The organism is Citrobacter sp. CK180 (assembly GCF_030333655.1).
Taxonomy (GTDB): domain Bacteria; phylum Pseudomonadota; class Gammaproteobacteria; order Enterobacterales; family Enterobacteriaceae; genus Citrobacter_B; species Citrobacter_B koseri.
Window position 1 is genome coordinate 104,226 of record NZ_JAOWFM010000037.1, and the last position, 16,717, is coordinate 120,942.

A 16,717-nucleotide genomic window follows, 5' to 3' on the forward strand; every position below is an offset into this window, starting at 1 on the left:
ATGCGCATATGCTGTCTCTGAATAAACCACTTCAGGAATTTAGTAAGCTCGATAAGTGCCTGTCTAAATACGGCACGTACTTTGAATACGCCGATGAAAAGCAGGTTGTCTATTCGAATGATGCCAATCAAGGCGATACGTTTGTCATTTTAGACGGTCTCATCTCTTTGCGCAGAGGGGAGAACGTGCTTATGGGGATAACGCAGGCTCCCTTTATTATGGGGATTGCTGATGGCGTGATGAAAAATGATATCGAATATAAATTAGTCACGGAAAGTCGTTGTACCGGTTATTTTCTTCCTTCTTCCCACGCGATAAAAATCCTTGAGCAACACCAGTTATGGCGTGAAGCCTTTTGCTGGCTGGCATGGGAAAACAGAACTCTGGAACTGCGCGATCTGCAATTAATTGGCAACAACTCGTATGATCAAATTCGGGCGACGTTGATCGCGATGGTTGACTGGGATGAGGGCCTGCGAGCGCGTATTGGCGTGATGAACTACATTCATCAGAGAACGCGAATTTCCCGTTCCGTAGTGGCTGAAGTGCTCGCCGCGTTACGCAAAGGGAACTACATCGAAATGAAAAAAGGCAAACTGGTCAATATCAACCATTTGCCTTCAGAGTATTGATCAGGATGCGGGCACGATCAGCGGTTTATTTCCGCTCAATTCTGTTACCAGGTCGTTGATGCCATCGCTCATATTAGTAAATCGCGTAAGCGGTGAGCGAGTGACGACCACAAAAGCGCCAACGTTGTGTTGCGGAATCATCGCCATATAGGTGATGAAACCACCGCCGCCGCCGGTTTTTTGAATAATCCCCGGACGTCCGTTTTTAGGCGCCATATAGACCCAGCCTAAGCCCAGCGCATCGGCTTTGCCCGGCACGTCCATACCTGTCACCCGTGTGAGCTGAGTTCGCTGATAAATCAGCGTTTGCATACGATCGGCCTGATTACTGCGATGATAAAAGTCGGATGAGAGATATTGCTGCATCCAGCGCATCATATCTCCCGGCGTGGAATAGACGCCGCCGCTGCCAATTGCCGCCAGCGTGTTGTTACAGGGACTGGCCCCTTTCTCCGCCACCATCAGGCGCTTGCACTGATCGGGGGAGGGGGTAAAGGTTGTGTCTTTCATCCCCAATGGGCGCGTAATCTGTTCTTCAAATAACTGCGTGTAGGGTTTGCCGGATGCGGTTGCCAGCGCGTCAGCCAGCAGGTCAAACGCAAGGTTGGAATAAGACGCCTGCGAGCCAGGAGCCGCTTTTAGCGTTGCGGTAGAGAGGTAGCTCCAGCGCTGTTCGCGGGTTGGCCAGACAAATACCGGGCGATGCGGCGCGCCGCCGGGTTGCTCACGCGGCAGGGCGCTGGTATGGGTCGCCAGATTCACCAGGGTGATAGGCGTTCCGTTGTAGGTCGGTACGCGCGCCCCAGGCGGGGCATACTTGCTCAGCGGGTCGTGTAATTTCACCGTCCCCTGATCGAGCAGTTTGACCAGCATCTCGCTGGTCATGAGTTTCGTGATAGACGCAATGCGAATAACGGAGTCCAGTTGAGGATGTACGTTATTGCCGGGGCGAGTCTCCCCGAAACTGCGGAACACGCGTTGATTACCATCAATCACCACCAGCGCCATTCCCGTCGCGCCGCTGCCGTAAAAGATATGGTTGGCATAACGATCAACGATATCGGAAGCGAAAACCGGATCGGTGATTGGCTGTGCCGCCTGGACAGATGTCAATGACGCCGTGCACAGCACGGCAGAAAAAAGCAGACTACGTTTCAACGGTTGTGTCCATCAGTTAAATGAAAAAACTATGCGTATTTATACTACCTGGCGGCGCGTTGCAAAGCGCTAAAAAGACAATAATAGTGTGAAAAACGTAACGACGAGTAAACAGGGCATTTTTTCCCAATCGCGAATGTCCGCTTTTGTGATCCCGCGCTTGTGGTAACCTTGGTCGGTTTTTGGGTTTCGCCTTCCTGTTGCCGTTGAAGGGAGCCGAAACTCGCTGAAACAATTCTGAAAAAACGATGTGCGAACTAAGCTGGCGAATACGGGTCACAATGCTCGGTTTCCGTCGCGGTTTTGTTGGGTCAGGCCCGTCTTGTCGCGCTCAGCGCTGCGGCAAAAGCACAGCAGTCGTCATAACGATAAGAAGTTAGCAGGAGAGCATCATGTTTAAGTCTTTTTTCCCAAAGCCGGGGCCGTTTTTTATCTCGGCGTTTTTTTGGGCGCTTGTCGCCGTCATTTTCTGGCAAGCGGGCGGAGGCGCCTGGGTTGCGCATCTTACTGGCGCTTCCGGTGATGTTCCCATCAGTGCCGCACGCTTCTGGTCGCTGGACTACCTGATTTTCTACGCGTATTACGTCCTTTGCGTCGGGTTGTTTGCGATGTTCTGGTTTATTTATAGCCCGCATCGCTGGCAATACTGGTCGATTCTGGGCACCTCGTTGATCATCTTTGTGACCTGGTTTTTGGTGGAAGTAGGCGTGGCGGTCAACGCCTGGTACGCGCCGTTTTACGACCTGATCCAGACGGCGCTTAGCTCGCCGCATAAGGTCACTATCGAACAGTTTTACCGTGAAGTCGGCGTGTTCCTCGGGATAGCGCTGATTGCCGTAGTGATTGGCGTGATGAACAATTTCTTCGTCAGCCATTATGTGTTTCGCTGGCGTACCGCGATGAACGAACACTACATGGCGCACTGGCAGCATTTGCGCCATATTGAAGGCGCCGCGCAGCGTGTGCAGGAAGATACGATGCGTTTTGCCTCTACGCTGGAGAATATGGGCGTAAGCTTTATCAATGCCATCATGACGTTGATCGCCTTTTTACCCGTACTGGTTACGCTGTCTGCGCACGTACCGGATCTGCCGATCGTCGGGCATATTCCTTATGGGCTGGTTATCGCGGCTATCATCTGGTCGCTGATGGGAACAGGATTGCTGGCCGTGGTGGGGATCAAACTGCCGGGGCTGGAGTTTAAAAACCAGCGGGTTGAGGCCGCTTACCGTAAGGAGCTGGTCTACGGTGAAGACGACGCCAGCCGCGCTACGCCGCCCACCGTGCGTGAGTTGTTCAGCGCGGTGCGCCAGAACTATTTCCGCCTCTACTTCCACTATATGTACTTCAACATTGCGCGCATTCTCTATCTACAGGTGGATAACGTTTTCGGTCTGTTCCTGCTGTTTCCGTCGATTGTTGCCGGTACGATTACGCTGGGCCTGATGACGCAGATTACCAACGTGTTTGGTCAGGTGCGCGGTTCCTTCCAGTATCTGATTAATTCCTGGACCACGCTGGTGGAACTGATGTCCATCTACAAACGTCTGCGCAGCTTTGAGCGCGAACTGGATGGGCAGGATATCCAGGAAGTGACGAATACATTTAGCTAACAAAAAAAAGGAAACGTTATGTCGGCGGCGTCCCGTCTTTACCCTTTGTCATTCCTGGCTGCGTTGGTGCTGGCAGGGTGTAGTAGCCAGCCTTCGCAACCGCTGAAAAAAGGGGAAAAACCTGTCGATGTGGCAAGCGTGGTGCGCCAGAAAATGCCCGCCAGCGTAAAAGACAGGGACGCGTGGGCGCAGGACATCGCAAAGACCTTCGAAAGCCAGGGGCTGGCGCCAACGGTTGAGAATGTCTGCTCGGTGCTGGCGGTGGCGCAGCAGGAGTCTAACTATCAGGCGGACCCGGTGGTGCCGGGGTTGAGCAAAATCGCCTGGCAGGAGATCGACAGGCGTGCTGAGCGGATGCATATCCCTGTTTTTCTGGTGCATACCGCGCTGAAAATTAACTCCCCGAACGGAAAAAGCTACAGCGAACGTCTGGACGCGGTGAAAACGGAAAAACAGCTCAGCGCGATTTTTGATGATTTTATTAATATGGTGCCGATGGGGCAGACGCTGTTCGGTTCGCTTAATCCGGTGCATACCGGCGGGCCGATGCAGGTCAGCATCGCCTTTGCCGAACGGCACACAAAAGGTTATCCGTGGACCATGAACGGGACGGTTCGCCAGGAGGTCTTTAGCCGCCGTGGCGGACTGTGGTTTGGAACCTGGCATCTGTTGAACTATCCGGCGAATTACAGCGCGCCTGTATTCCGTTTTGCTGATTTTAATGCCGGTTGGTACGCCAGTCGTAATGCGGCATTTCAGAATGCGGTCAGTAAAGCCAGCGGCGTTAAGCTGGCGCTGGACGGCGACTTGATTCGTTATGACAGCAAAGCGGCCGGGAAAACGGAACAGGCAATCCGTAAGCTGGCGGGCAAGCTGGACATGAGCGACAGCGCGATTCGACGTCAACTGGAAAAGGGAGACAGCCTCGCTTTTGAGGAGACGGCGTTGTACGAGAAAGTGTATAAGCTGGCGGAAGCCAAAACCGGTAAGGCATTACCGCGCGAGATGTTGCCAGGTATTCAGCTGGAAAGTCCGAAGATCACCCGTAATCTCACTACCGCGTGGTTTGCTAAACGTGTGGATGAGCGTCGGGCGCGTTGTATGAATTTGTAGGCCGGATAAACTTGGCGTCATCCGGCACAGGGAGGGTTACTGATGACGGTGACGCCAGCGCAAAATTACGGCAATGACGCCAAAAATCAGGCAACCTGTCAGGAAAGGCACCAGTCCGAAAATGGTGCCGACGCCTAATCCAATTTCCACGCGGGGGCGTCCGGTCTCTTGCATCTGCATCAGATGTTCATAAACGCCAGGCGCGTGAACCAGAAGGTTCAGGATCTGCGCCCCTGCCCAAAAGCAAAACAGCACAAACACGGCATAGGCGATATTACCTGGCGTGGAGGAGGTATCTCGATGTTTCCCGCTAAACAGGGATTTTGAGAGGGTAAAGTCAGCCATAAAGACCTCCGGGATAGTCTTCTGCACGAATCTGGCGTCATGCCAGCGGCTTATCGTGAAGTCTGACAGGTCATCGTGTTTGTCAATATCAGAATGATGGTAATTTCACTCAGGGATGACTCCTGGATTGCGGATTTTTTGTCTGATGTCACAATTTTGTTACCTTGATCTAAATTGATTAACATTTGAGAAATTCCGCACAGGCCACAGACGCTCAGGCAGAAATGTGCGAGGATGATTTTTTATTGTTTTAGCGTCGGAGCTGTCATGAACCTGCCTGTAAAAATTCGCCGTGACTGGCACTATTATGCTTTCGCCATTGGGCTGATCTTTATTTTGAATGGCGTGGTGGGGTTGTTGGGCTTTGAAGCAAAAGGATGGCAAACCTACGCGGTAGGCCTGGTGACGTGGGCATTCAGTTTCTGGCTTGCCGGGCTGATTATTCGTCGCCGTGAGGATGATAAAACCGAAGAAGCTTAATGCGGTAGTGTGCCGGATGGCGGCATCGGCCTACGAGCGTAAAACGTCGTAGGCCTGATAAGCCAAAGCGCCATCAGGCGATCAACACCAGATGGCGCATCGTCATCATGACATGCTGGTTTTCAGGGCGTTATCCGCCGCATGACGTTCCAGCGCCAGTTCAATCAGACGGGTAATCAAATCGGTATACCCTAAGCCACTTGCCTGCCAGAGTTTCGGGTACATGCTAATGTTGGTGAATCCCGGCAGCGTATTGATCTCGTTAATCACCACCTCGTTTTCCGCCGTTAAGAAGACGTCCACGCGCGCCATTCCCGCGCAACCTAACGTCTGGTACGCCTGAATGGCGATCTGGCGGATCTTGTCGTTCACCTCTTGCGGGATTTGGGCGGGAACCACGACCTGCGCCCCGTTGTCGTCGATATATTTGGTGTCGTAAGCGTAAAAATCGCTGTTCAGGACGATCTCGCCGCAGGTGCTGGCCTGCGGGTGATCGTTACCCAGCACGGCGCACTCGATCTCACGGCCTTTGATCCCTTGCTCAACAACCACTTTGTGATCGAATTCGAACGCCAGCGCGACGGCCTGTTCATATTGCGCTTCGCTGGTGACTTTGCTGACGCCTACAGAGGAGCCCTGATTTGCGGGTTTCACAAACAGCGGCAGACCCAGCCGGGACGCCACTTCCGCAAAACGGATCGCATCGCGATTCGCGCGAGTCAGCGTAATAAACGGCGCGATGTTCAGCCCGGCATCGCGCAGCAGACGTTTGGTAACGTCTTTATCCATGCAGGCGGCGGAACCCAGCACATCGGAGCCGACAAACGGTAAATTCGCTACGCGCAGCATCCCTTGCAGCGAGCCGTCTTCCCCCAGCGTGCCGTGTACGATCGGGAAAATGACGTCCACCGTCGGCAACGGCTGGCCGTTCTGTGCGTCAATTAACTGGTGTTCGTGTTTGCCCGGAACCTGCGCCAGGCTGGTAGAAGAGGGGCGCAGCGTAATGTGCGCGGGGTCGTTTGCATTCAGCAGATAGTTTTCGGCATCGCTGACATGCCATTGCCCTTGTTTATCAATGCCTAACAGCACAACGTCAAAGCGGGCTTTGTCGATGGCATCGACAATATTTTTTGCCGATTGCAAAGACACTTCATGTTCCGCTGATTTACCACCAAATACGATACCTACCCGCAATTTTGCCATCTTAAAAACCCATTCCATCGAACGCAAAGCGTATACATTACCACGACAAAACGTCGGATTCGCGGGCTTCTGCCATAATGTTTAAGGGAATCAGAGAGGAGGGGGCGTGAAAGGTAAGGGTTGGCTTGCGATTGTGCTGCTGGGGGCCGTGGGTGTGGTGGGTTACCGCTCTCTTCCGTCGCATTACAATCCTTTTGTTCCCCTGCAACTGTCCGATCCTCTGGGCTGGCTCACCAAATTCAAACTACAGCGTCTGACGCCGCAACAGTGCCAGGGATTACTTGAGCAGGCCAATCGCCAGGGAATGATCTCGTCGCAACCCGTTGCCGACAGCGCGGGCGAATGTCCGCTGTCAGACGTGGTACGGGTCAGGCATTTTGGCTCCGTGGCGTTGAGCAGCAGTTTCCTGGCCTCTTGCCCGCTGGCGCTGAGTTCTGCGCTGTTTGTGGCGCGCCAGGCGAAACCGCTAACCCAGTCGTTTATGGGCAGTCAACTGATCCGTATTGAGCACCTTGGCAGCTATGCCTGTCGCAATATCTATCACCGGGCGGATGCGCGTCGCAGTGAACATGCCAGCGCGCAGGCGTGGGATATCAGCGGTTTTCAACTGGCGGACGGTCGAAAAGTTACGGTTCTGCGGGGATGGAAGGATGAGAAAACCGCCCCCTGGCTGCGCGCGATGCTTAACGGCAGTTGCACTTATTATGGCAATGGACTGGGGCCGGAGTACAACGCCGCGCACGCCAACCATTTCCATCTCGGTATGCGCGGATACGGGCTTTGTCGTTGAAGCATAAATCCCTGTTCTGAGCGGGTATATAATGTGACATATTTCACAAATCTGATGAACGGGGAGATAAAATAGCAAAATAGAGGTTACCGCATCTCTGGAACCGCTTCTGCTGGCGCAACTTGCTAAGCTGGTGAGCGTTTTCAGCTATTTATCGTTATGAGCACTTATGGAATCCTGGAAGGTTAATCTTATCTCCGTCTGGTTCGGCTGCTTTTTTACCGGGCTGGCGATCAGTCAGATCCTGCCATTTTTACCGCTGTATATCTCGCAAATGGGCGTCACTTCGCATGAAGCGCTCTCCATGTGGTCTGGCTTAACCTTCAGTATTACCTTTCTCATCTCCGCGATTGTTTCGCCCATGTGGGGCAGTCTGGCTGACCGTAAAGGCCGCAAACTGATGCTACTGCGCGCATCGCTCGGCATGGCGATCGCGATTTTACTTCAGGCGTTTGCGACCAATGTCTGGCAACTGTTTCTTTTGCGCGGCGTCATGGGGCTTACCTCCGGGTACATTCCTAACGCGATGGCGCTGGTGGCTTCGCAGGTGCCGAGAGAGCGTAGCGGCTGGGCGCTCAGCACGCTTTCCACCGCCCAGATCAGCGGGGTGATCGGCGGGCCGTTAATGGGCGGAGTTATTGCCGATCATATCGGGCTGCGGGCGGTCTTTTTTATTACCGCCACGCTGTTGATGGTGAGCTTTCTGGTAACGCTGTTTTTAATTAAAGAGGGCGTTCGTCCGACTCTCAAAAAGAGTGAACGACTGAGCGGCAAAGCGGTTTTTGCCTCATTGCCCTATCCGGGTCTGGTGATTAGCCTGTTTTTCACGACGATGGTGATCCAGCTCTGTAACGGTTCGATCAGCCCCATCCTGGCGCTGTTTATCAAATCCATGCTGCCGGACAGCACGAACATTGCCTTTTTGAGCGGATTAATTGCGTCGGTGCCCGGCGTTTCAGCGCTCATTTCCGCTCCCCGCCTTGGCAAACTTGGCGACAGGATCGGGACGGAAAGGATTCTGATGGCGACGCTGGTCTGTGCCGTGGTGCTGTTTTTCGCCATGTCGTGGGTGACGACGCCGTTCCAGTTGGGGGTTCTGCGTTTTCTGTTAGGTTTTGCCGATGGCGCGATGCTGCCTGCCGTACAGACCTTATTGGTGAAGTATTCCAGCGATCGAATAACCGGCCGTATCTTTGGTTATAACCAGTCGTTTATGTATCTCGGAAATGTGGCCGGGCCGCTGATGGGGGCGTCCGTATCGGCGATGGCGGGCTTTCGCTGGGTATTTGTCGCGACGGCGCTCATTGTGCTGGTGAATATCTGGCAACTGGCGATTGCGTTGCGCCGCCGTCACGCTGCCTGAGATCCGCTGCTAATCGTGATCATGTGCAGAAAGCATTCTGTACATGATCCTTTCTTTGCTGCCAAATCCAATGTAGATCACAAATTGACCATTAGTTGTGTAAGAGAACTTCTTTTTTCTACTGTTACGCGTATACAGTTACGCGTAACAGCTATCGAAAAAGAGGTTTTTGATGAAAAGTATTTTTAGTCTTGCAGGTAAACGCGCATTGATTACGGGGTCAGCGCAGGGAATCGGTAATTTGCTGGCAAGGGGGCTGGCAGAGCATGGCGCCAGCCTGGTGATTAACGACATTACGCAGCAGCGGGCGGAACAGGCCGCGAGCACACTGACGGCTCTGGGTTATGACGCCGTGGGTTATGGGTTTGATGTCACTCACGCAGCGGAGGTGGAAAAAGCGATTGCGCATATTGAGCAGGAAATTGGGGCGATTGATATTCTCATCAATAATGCCGGTATCCAGCGTCGTTACCCCCTGACGGAATTTCCTGAAGCAGAGTGGGATCGCGTTATTGATGTCAATCAGAAATCCGTCTTCCTTGTTTCTCAACAGGTGGCCAAATATATGATGGCGCGCCGGGAAGGGAAGATTATTAATATTTGTTCCATGCAGAGTGAATTAGGCCGGAAAACAATTACACCCTACGCTGCCTCAAAAGGCGCGGTGAAAATGTTGACGCGAGGAATGTGCGTGGAACTGGCGGAATATAATATTCAGGTTAACGGTATTGCACCTGGCTATTTTGCCACAGAGATGACGGAAGCGCTGGTGAACGACGACGCCTTTTCCGCCTGGCTGTACCAGCGCACGCCTGCCGCGCGCTGGGGAAAGCCGGAGGAGTTGATTGGCGCGGCGGTTTATCTTGCGGCCCCGGCCTCGAATTTTGTTAACGGTCATATTCTCTTCGTCGACGGCGGAATGTTAGCTGCGGTATAGACTCATTATCAAAAGGAATGTGTATGAACGCTCTTGCTAAATTACCAGCCCGGCGCTGGTGGTATTTAATGCCGATTATTTTTATTACTTACAGCTTAGCGTATCTCGATCGCGCCAATTATGGTTTTGCCGCCGCGGCAGGTATTGAAACCGATCTGGGTATTACGAAAGGAACCGCATCCTTAATTGGCGCGCTTTTTTTCCTTGGGTATTTCTTTTTTCAGGTGCCGGGAGCTTTGTACGCCGTTAAACGCAGCGTACGGAAAATGATCTTTTTCAGCCTGATCCTGTGGGGAATATGTGCCGCCGCGACGGGGTTTGTCAGTAATATTCCCATGCTGATGGCGATCCGTTTTACTCTTGGCGTGGTTGAGGCGGCGGTGATGCCAGCCATGCTGATTTATATCAGCAACTGGTTTACGAAAACCGAGCGCTCGCGGGCGAATACCTTTTTGATTCTGGGTAATCCGGTCACCGTGTTGTGGATGTCGATTGTCTCCGGTTATCTGATTCAGGCCTGGGGATGGCGCGAGATGTTCATTATTGAGGGCATCCCGGCGGTACTGTGGGCATTTTGTTGGTGGGTGCTGGTTCGTGATAAACCGGCCGATGCCAGCTGGCTGACGGCGGAGGAAAAAGAGACGCTGCAACAGGCGATGGATCGTGAGCAAACCCATATTAAACCGGTACGTAACTACGGCGAAGCCATGCGCTCGCGTAACGTTGTCATGCTGTGCGCGGTACATGCTTTGTGGAGTATCGGCGTGTACGGATTCATGATGTGGATGCCATCCATCCTGAAATCAGCGGCCCAAATGGATATCGTATCCGTCGGCTGGCTGGCCGCCGTGCCTTATCTGGCGGCGATCTGTCTGATGCTTACCGTGTCGTGGTTATCGGATAAGTTTCAGAACCGTAAGCTGTTTATCTGGCCGTTGCTGCTGATTGCCGCCATCGCTTTCTTATGTTCCTGGCTGTTGGGGAGCAACGCTTTCTGGCTCTCTTATGGATTGCTGGTGGTTGCCGCAGCCTGCATGTACGCGCCTTACGGCCCGTTTTTTGCCTTAATTCCTGAACTGTTGCCGCGCAATGTGGCGGGCGTGTCGATGGGCTTAATCAACAGTTTCGGCGCGTTAGGGGCATTCCTCGGCGCATGGCTGGTGGGGTATCTCAATGGCCTGACGGGCGGGCCGGGCGTTTCGTACACCTTTATGGCGATTTCCCTGCTGGCCTCGGTGGTATTGATGTATAACGTGCGCGCTAATCAGGCGCCGTCGTCCACATCCTTACAAACCGGGAAAGCGGTGGGCTAATCCGGTCGGATAAGATGCAGTCCCTCGCTGGCTGTGTTAAGGTTCTCTGCGAATTGATCACGCTGTCTTTCGCAGAGAACTTCATGAAAAACAATCGGATGACCTTGCAGGATATCGCCACGCTGGCTGGGCTAAATAAGATGACGGTAAGCCGTTATCTTCGCGATCCCAATCAGGTCTCGCAGCGTAGCCGCGAGCTGATTTCGAAGATCATGGAGGAGAATAATTATATTCCCAATCGCGCCCCCGAGATTTTGCTTAATGCGCGTAGTAAAACGATCGGGGTGCTGATTCCCTCCTTTCGCAACCAGATTTTTGCCGATGTCCTGGCGGGGATTGAGTCGGTGACTTCCGCTCATCAATACCAGACGCTGATCGCTAACTATGAATATGACCCGGAGCGGGAAGAACGCGAAGTGCTTAACCTGCTCTCCTACAACATTGATGCGCTGATTCTGACCGGAAAACAACATACTGAACGTATGGTGCAGTATGTGCGCGCCAGCGGTATCCCCGTGGCGGAGTTAATGGATATCACCGAGCATTGTCTGGATATGCAGGTTGGTATTGATAACGAAAAAGCCGCGTGGGATATGACTCAGGCGTTTCTGGAGGCGGGAAAACGCGCCGTGGCGTTTTTCGGCTCAATGGACGACCCGCGTGATGTCAGTCGCTATCGCGGCGTTGAGCGTGCGCTGAGCGAGCAGGGGTTACAGCCTTACCATGTGGTGCCAAAAGCCATTTCGTCACTGGCCTTAGGTCGTCAGTTGTTTTTGCAGACGATGCGCGACAGACCGGATATTAACGCGATTTTTTGCACCAATGACGACTTAGCCGTTGGCGCGCTGCTGGAGTGTCAGTCGCAGCAGATCCCCGTTCCGCAACAGGTTGCTATTGCCGGATTTCATGGCCTGGAAATCGGCCGCGCACGTTTGCAAAAAATAGCGAGCGTGATTACCCCCCGCTACGATATGGGAAGCGTAGCCGCAGATATGCTGATTAAACGTCTGGGCGGAAAAGAGACGCTGGACAGGGTCAATCTGGGATATCAAATATATTATGGCGATACGCTTTAAGTTAAATTCTGGCGTATTTACCATAACTTTAATTTATGCAATGGCGTGACTATTTATACCCTGATTTTTTACGGTTGAATTATTTTCTCGCGAGAAACGTTTCGCTCCATTTTGTCAGCGCATTATTTACAGAAAGTCTTTCCTTTATCATAAAAATACTACTTTTACCCTCTAGGCAGTCGTGAACCATAATGATAACGTCAGCATTCCTCGGATAAGGAAATACGGTCATGAAAAATCTCATTTCAGAGTTGTTGCTGAGGCTCGCCCAAAAAGAAGAAGAGTCGAAAGAACTGGTTGCTCAGGTAGAAGCGTTAGAGATTATTGTCACGGCGATGCTGCGTAATATGGCGCAAAATGAGCAGCAGAAGCTCATTCATCAGGTTGAGGATGCGCTCGACGGCGTAAAGCCGGATGCCAGCGTTCCAGATTACGATACGGAATTGCTGCGCCAGTATGTAAAAAAGTTACTGAGGCATCCTCGTAGCTGATCGTATTCAGAGTAAACACTGTCATAACCTTGTCACGTCAGTTACCTATAGTCGCTTTGTTTTTATTTTACTGTATTTATACCCGTCGTACTTCAGGTTGCATATGTATTGGCTTTCTGTAACCCGAATTATTTAGGGTAGGCACATGGAGAAAATAAAGTGAAACAAAGCGCTATTGCTATTGCCCTGTTACCTCTGCTGTTTACCCCCATTACGCATGCCAGGACGTCCACGATGACGGTGCTGGATAATCGTGCCGCACAGGGAGATATTACCACGCCGGGCGGGGCGCGCCGATTAGCGGGCGATCAAACGGCGGCGCTGCGAGATTCGTTGAGCGATAAACCGGCCAAAAATATTATCCTGTTGATCGGCGATGGTATGGGGGATTCTGAAATCACTGCGGCGCGAAATTATGCGCAAGGGGCCGGCGGCTTTTTTAAAGGAATTGATGCTTTACCGTTGACCGGGCAATACACCCATTACGCGCTGGATAAAGAAACGGGTAAACCGGATTACGTCACAGATTCCGCCGCGTCGGCAACGGCGTGGTCGACGGGAGTTAAAACCTATAACGGCGCGTTAGGCGTCGATATCCACGAAAAAGATCACACCACGATCCTGGAGATGGCCAAAGCGGCAGGTCTGGCGACGGGCAACGTCTCGACCGCAGAATTACAGGATGCGACACCCGCCGCGTTAGTCTCCCATGTAACCTCACGCAAATGCTACGGCCCCAGCCTTACCAGCACTCTTTGCCCGACAAACGCGCTGGAGAAGGGTGGAAAAGGGTCGATCACCGAGCAACTGCTGAATGCGCGGGCGGACGTTACGCTTGGCGGCGGTGCGGCCACCTTTGCTGAAATGGCGACAGCAGGCGAATGGCAGGGGAAAACGCTGCGTGAGCAGGCGCTGGCGCGGGGATATCAGCTGGTGAACGATGCCGCCTCGCTGAAGGCGGTAACGGCGGCAAATCAGGATAAGCCGCTGCTGGGCTTGTTCTCCGACGGCAACATGCCGGTTCGCTGGGAAGGCCCGAAAGCCTCTTATCACGGCAACCTTGAACAACCTGCGGTGACCTGCAAGGCAAACCCGCAGCGCGATGATACCGTGCCTACGCTGGCGCAAATGACGGACAAAGCGATTGAGCTGTTGAGTAAGAATGAAAAAGGCTTCTTCTTGCAGGTTGAAGGCGCATCCATCGATAAACAGGATCACGCCGCCAACCCATGCGGGCAGATCGGCGAAACGGTCGATCTGGACGAAGCCGTACAGCGTGCGCTCGCATTCGCTAAAAAAGAGGGCAATACCCTGGTTGTGGTGACTGCCGATCATGCGCATTCCAGCCAGATTATCGCGCCGGAAAGCAAAGCGCCGGGACTGACGCAGGCGTTAAATACCAAAGATGGCGCGGTGATGGTCATCAGCTACGGCAACTCAGAAGAGGAGTCGCAGGAACATACCGGCAGCCAGTTGCGTATTGCCGCATACGGCCCGCATGCGGCGAATGTCGTCGGATTAACGGACCAGACCGATCTGTTTTACACCATGAAAGCGGCGTTGGGACTGAAGTAAACGGACTCCTGACGGCAATACTTTTGCCGTCAGGTGGTATTTTCGTCGTCAGCAGCCAGACTTAGAGTTAGCCTCCTTCGGTTACGGCGCACGTAACCAGAAGGATGACGTGTAGTGTCAACACTCACAGAAGGATGGTGCTATGAAAATAACATTACTGGTTACCCTGCTGTTTGGGCTGGTTTTTTTAACCGCCGTCGGCGCTGCCGAGAAGACATTAACCCCGCAACAACAGCGTATGACGAGCTGCAATCAGCAGGCGACGGCGCAGGCGTTAAAAGGGGATGCGCGTAAGACCTACATGAGCGATTGCCTGAAAAACAGTAAATCCGCCCCAGGTGAGAAAAGCCTGACGCCGCAGCAACAGAGAATGCGTGAGTGCAACCAGCAGGCGACGGACCAGTCGCTGAAAGGCGACGATCGCAGCAAGTTTATGAGTGCCTGTCTGAAAAAATCCGCATAGTGCTAACGGGTGAGCTGAGAAAATCACTCACCCGAAATTTCATACTTCCTTCACAATCCCCCTCTCTATAATTTGGGAAAATTGTTTCAGAATGTTCCCAAAAAATAATGAATGATGAAAACTTTTACAAAAAAGCGGTCGCACAGAGTGAGCCACCTCACTCTCCTCAAAATGACCATCAACGCTCCGGGCTGCGATTCGCCAGGCGGGTGAGACTGCCGCGTGCGGTAGGACTGGGATGGATGTTTCTCCCGATCGCCGCCGTACTGGCTTCACAACCGATTGCGGGAGGATGGTGGTTGTTTCTGGTCGGCTGGTCTTTCGTCTGGCCGCACCTGGCGTGGCAACTGGCGAGTAAAGCCATCGATCCCTTAAGCCGGGAAATATACAACTTAAAGGCGGACGCCATTCTTGCTGGCGTCTGGGTTGGGGTGATGGGCGTCAACGTGCTGCCCTCCACGGCTCTGCTGATGATGATGTGTATGAATTTGATGGGCGCGGGAGGGCTGCGGCTCTTTATTGCCGGTATGGTGTTAATGGTTGTGTCATGTCTGGTGACGTTACAGCTGACCGGAATTACCGTGGCTTTTCGCAGCGCGCCGCTGGAGTGGTGGTTCTCCCTGCCGGTGATTGTGATTTATCCCTTGCTGTTTGCCTGGGTGAGTTACCAGACGGCGACTAAGCTGGCGGAACATAAACGCAGGCTACAGGTGATGAGCATGCGGGATGGCATGACCGGCGTCTATAACCGGCGTCACTGGGAAATATTGTTGCGTAATGAATTTGATAACTGTCGCCGCTACCACCGGGACGCCACGTTGCTCATCATCGATATCGATCACTTTAAGAGCATTAACGATACCTGGGGGCACGATGTCGGAGATGAGGCGATTATTGCCCTGACGCGCCAGTTGCAGATGACGCTGCGCGGCAGCGATGTGATAGGACGTTTTGGCGGCGACGAGTTTGCGGTGATCATGTGCGGTACGCCAGCGGATAACGCGATTGCCGCGATGTCGCGGGTTCATGAGCGATTAAACGCGTTACGCCTGCCGTGCGCGCCACAGGTTATTTTGCGCATCAGCGTGGGCGTTGCGCCATTGACCACGCAAATCGGACACTACCGGGAATGGCTGAAATCGGCGGATATGGCGCTTTATAAAGCAAAGAACGCCGGACGTAACCGTACAGAAGTGGCGGCCTGACGTCCGGCAACTGGCTCAGGACTTACTGAGTTTCTCTGATTTTTCCATACACTTCGCCATCGCTTCGATAATCGACGCCCGGAACCCTCGCTCCTCCAGCACGCGAACGGCTTCAATGGTCGTCCCGCCAGGCGAGCACACCATATCTTTCAGTTCACCCGGATGTTTACCCGTTTCGAGCACCATTTTGGCGGAGCCCATTACGGCCTGCGCGGCGAATTTATAGGCCTGCGCGCGAGGCATTCCGCCCAGCACCGCGGCATCGGCCATCGCCTCAATAAACATGAAGACGTAAGCCGGAGCGGAACCGCTGACCCCAACGACGGGGTGGATCATCGACTCGGCAATCACTTCCGCTTCGCCAAAGCAGCGGAAAATGTTCAGCACGTCAGCGGTATCTTCCGGCGTGACCAGCGCATTTGGCGTTATGGAGGTCATGCCCGCGTTGACTAAAGACGGCGTGTTTGGCATCGCGCGAACAATTTTGCGATCGTGCCCCAGCGCGCGCGCCAGCTGATCGAGCGTGACCCCCGCAGCGATAGAGACGACTAATGAGTCCTTATTCAGGCTGGAGCTGATTTCGCTCAGCACTTTAATCATGATGCCCGGCTTCACGGCGCCGAAAACGATATCCGCAACCTGCGCGACGTCCTGCGCACTCTGCGCCGCATTGATGCCGTACCGATCGTGCAGCGCGGCGACGTTATCCGGGGACGGGGTATAGACCCAGATTTGCCCGGGGAGAACCTGACCGCTGGCAATCAGGCCGCCCAGAATGGCTTTTCCCATATTACCGCAACCGATAAAACCGATTTTCTTCTCCATTTCGTCACTCCCTATGCGTATTTTTAGTTGGGGTTATTAGCTTAACGTGGATTGAAAGTCTCATGAAGGAGAAACAGCACTTTGACGGAAGACAAAAGCACGAGACAATAGACGATTGCACATGAGCCTGGAGCG

The 16,717-nt window shown here is 53.2% G+C and carries 17 protein-coding genes; 13 read left to right on the forward strand and 4 right to left on the reverse strand.

Translation table 11 applies throughout. The features are described 5' to 3' along the window. Window positions 1-8: 8 nt before the first annotated feature. Window positions 9-632 (forward strand): hydrogen peroxide resistance inhibitor IprA, encoded by a 624-nt coding sequence (gene iprA / locus OGV50_RS05970; RefSeq protein WP_047458555.1) that lies wholly within the window; start codon window positions 9-11, stop codon window positions 630-632. Here iprA and ampH read toward each other — a convergent pair whose 3' ends face one another. Then, a complete protein-coding gene (ampH, locus tag OGV50_RS05975) occupies window positions 633-1,790 on the reverse strand; it encodes a D-alanyl-D-alanine-carboxypeptidase/endopeptidase AmpH (protein ID WP_115609558.1) in 1,158 nt (385 codons plus the stop codon). It abuts the gene before it with no gap. 392 nt (window positions 1,791-2,182) lie between these two features. Here ampH and sbmA point away from each other — a divergent pair, with 392 nt between their 5' ends. Both sbmA and OGV50_RS05985 read left to right on the forward strand, forming a co-directional pair. Then, window positions 2,183-3,403: a peptide antibiotic transporter SbmA gene (sbmA, locus tag OGV50_RS05980; RefSeq protein ID WP_047458548.1), complete on the forward strand. Its 1,221-nt coding sequence runs from the start codon at window positions 2,183-2,185 to the stop codon at window positions 3,401-3,403. 18 nt (window positions 3,404-3,421) lie between these two features. Further along, window positions 3,422-4,516, forward strand: a complete 1,095-nt coding sequence (locus OGV50_RS05985; RefSeq protein ID WP_200093094.1) for a DUF1615 domain-containing protein — start codon at window positions 3,422-3,424, stop codon at window positions 4,514-4,516. A gap of 36 nt (window positions 4,517-4,552) precedes the next feature. On the opposite strand, the gene OGV50_RS05990 is transcribed toward OGV50_RS05985, so the two are convergent. Continuing rightward, on the reverse strand, window positions 4,553-4,861 hold the full coding sequence (locus OGV50_RS05990) for a YaiY family protein (RefSeq protein ID WP_024130611.1): 309 nt from the start codon (window positions 4,859-4,861) through the stop codon (window positions 4,553-4,555). Between the two features lie 267 nt (window positions 4,862-5,128). Between OGV50_RS05990 and OGV50_RS05995 the strand changes: the two genes are divergently transcribed. Then, window positions 5,129-5,341 carry a DUF2754 family protein gene (locus tag OGV50_RS05995; RefSeq protein WP_200093095.1) on the forward strand — a complete coding sequence of 71 codons (213 nt, stop codon included), beginning with the start codon at window positions 5,129-5,131 and terminating at the stop codon, window positions 5,339-5,341. Between the two features lie 105 nt (window positions 5,342-5,446). Here OGV50_RS05995 and ddlA read toward each other — a convergent pair whose 3' ends face one another. Then, complete coding sequence (ddlA, locus tag OGV50_RS06000) at window positions 5,447-6,544, reverse strand: D-alanine--D-alanine ligase (RefSeq protein ID WP_047458545.1); 1,098 nt, start codon at window positions 6,542-6,544, stop codon at window positions 5,447-5,449. Window positions 6,545-6,650: 106 nt separating this feature from the next. Here ddlA and OGV50_RS06005 point away from each other — a divergent pair, with 106 nt between their 5' ends. The 9 genes from OGV50_RS06005 to adrA all read left to right on the forward strand — a co-directional run bounded on the left by OGV50_RS06005 (window position 6,651) and on the right by adrA (window position 15,757). Further along, a complete protein-coding gene (locus tag OGV50_RS06005) occupies window positions 6,651-7,334 on the forward strand; it encodes an extensin-like domain-containing protein (RefSeq protein WP_200093096.1) in 684 nt (227 codons plus the stop codon). A 169-nt stretch (window positions 7,335-7,503) separates the two neighbouring features. Then, window positions 7,504-8,697 (forward strand): multidrug efflux MFS transporter, encoded by a 1,194-nt coding sequence (locus tag OGV50_RS06010; protein WP_012133614.1) that lies wholly within the window; start codon window positions 7,504-7,506, stop codon window positions 8,695-8,697. Between the two features lie 172 nt (window positions 8,698-8,869). Beyond that, window positions 8,870-9,634 carry a gluconate 5-dehydrogenase gene (gene idnO / locus OGV50_RS06015; RefSeq protein ID WP_012133612.1) on the forward strand — a complete coding sequence of 255 codons (765 nt, stop codon included), beginning with the start codon at window positions 8,870-8,872 and terminating at the stop codon, window positions 9,632-9,634. A gap of 23 nt (window positions 9,635-9,657) precedes the next feature. Beyond that, a complete protein-coding gene (locus OGV50_RS06020) occupies window positions 9,658-10,947 on the forward strand; it encodes an MFS transporter (RefSeq protein WP_024130608.1) in 1,290 nt (429 codons plus the stop codon). Window positions 10,948-11,030: 83 nt separating this feature from the next. Further along, complete coding sequence (idnR, locus tag OGV50_RS06025; protein ID WP_058668690.1) at window positions 11,031-12,023, forward strand: DNA-binding transcriptional regulator IdnR; 993 nt, start codon at window positions 11,031-11,033, stop codon at window positions 12,021-12,023. Window positions 12,024-12,253: 230 nt separating this feature from the next. Further along, entirely contained in the window at window positions 12,254-12,514 is a 261-nt protein-coding gene (gene iraP, locus OGV50_RS06030; protein ID WP_012133608.1) for an anti-adapter protein IraP, read from the forward strand. A gap of 159 nt (window positions 12,515-12,673) precedes the next feature. After that, the gene (gene phoA / locus OGV50_RS06035; RefSeq protein WP_200030802.1) at window positions 12,674-14,089 is read left to right on the forward strand and encodes an alkaline phosphatase; all 1,416 of its coding nucleotides are present in this window, start codon (window positions 12,674-12,676) and stop codon (window positions 14,087-14,089) included. 142 nt (window positions 14,090-14,231) lie between these two features. After that, window positions 14,232-14,552, forward strand: a complete 321-nt coding sequence (gene psiF, locus OGV50_RS06040; protein WP_012133606.1) for a phosphate starvation-inducible protein PsiF — start codon at window positions 14,232-14,234, stop codon at window positions 14,550-14,552. A 107-nt stretch (window positions 14,553-14,659) separates the two neighbouring features. Then, window positions 14,660-15,757: a diguanylate cyclase AdrA gene (adrA, locus tag OGV50_RS06045; protein WP_012133605.1), complete on the forward strand. Its 1,098-nt coding sequence runs from the start codon at window positions 14,660-14,662 to the stop codon at window positions 15,755-15,757. Window positions 15,758-15,772: 15 nt separating this feature from the next. Here adrA and proC read toward each other — a convergent pair whose 3' ends face one another. Then, a complete protein-coding gene (gene proC / locus OGV50_RS06050; RefSeq protein WP_047458533.1) occupies window positions 15,773-16,582 on the reverse strand; it encodes a pyrroline-5-carboxylate reductase in 810 nt (269 codons plus the stop codon). Window positions 16,583-16,717: the final 135 nt, after the last annotated feature.

Coding starts and splice junctions, on each gene's coding strand:
- iprA (WP_047458555.1), top strand. CDS start 9: ATGCTGTCTCTGAATAAACCACTTCAGGAATTTAGTAAGCTCGATAAG.
- sbmA (WP_047458548.1), top strand. CDS start 2,183: ATGTTTAAGTCTTTTTTCCCAAAGCCGGGGCCGTTTTTTATCTCGGCG.
- OGV50_RS05985 (WP_200093094.1), top strand. CDS start 3,422: ATGTCGGCGGCGTCCCGTCTTTACCCTTTGTCATTCCTGGCTGCGTTG.
- OGV50_RS05990 (WP_024130611.1), bottom strand. CDS start 4,861: ATGGCTGACTTTACCCTCTCAAAATCCCTGTTTAGCGGGAAACATCGA.
- OGV50_RS05995 (WP_200093095.1), top strand. CDS start 5,129: ATGAACCTGCCTGTAAAAATTCGCCGTGACTGGCACTATTATGCTTTC.
- ddlA (WP_047458545.1), bottom strand. CDS start 6,544: ATGGCAAAATTGCGGGTAGGTATCGTATTTGGTGGTAAATCAGCGGAA.
- OGV50_RS06010 (WP_012133614.1), top strand. CDS start 7,504: ATGGAATCCTGGAAGGTTAATCTTATCTCCGTCTGGTTCGGCTGCTTT.
- idnO (WP_012133612.1), top strand. CDS start 8,870: ATGAAAAGTATTTTTAGTCTTGCAGGTAAACGCGCATTGATTACGGGG.
- OGV50_RS06020 (WP_024130608.1), top strand. CDS start 9,658: ATGAACGCTCTTGCTAAATTACCAGCCCGGCGCTGGTGGTATTTAATG.
- idnR (WP_058668690.1), top strand. CDS start 11,031: ATGAAAAACAATCGGATGACCTTGCAGGATATCGCCACGCTGGCTGGG.
- iraP (WP_012133608.1), top strand. CDS start 12,254: ATGAAAAATCTCATTTCAGAGTTGTTGCTGAGGCTCGCCCAAAAAGAA.
- psiF (WP_012133606.1), top strand. CDS start 14,232: ATGAAAATAACATTACTGGTTACCCTGCTGTTTGGGCTGGTTTTTTTA.
- adrA (WP_012133605.1), top strand. CDS start 14,660: ATGAATGATGAAAACTTTTACAAAAAAGCGGTCGCACAGAGTGAGCCA.
- proC (WP_047458533.1), bottom strand. CDS start 16,582: ATGGAGAAGAAAATCGGTTTTATCGGTTGCGGTAATATGGGAAAAGCC.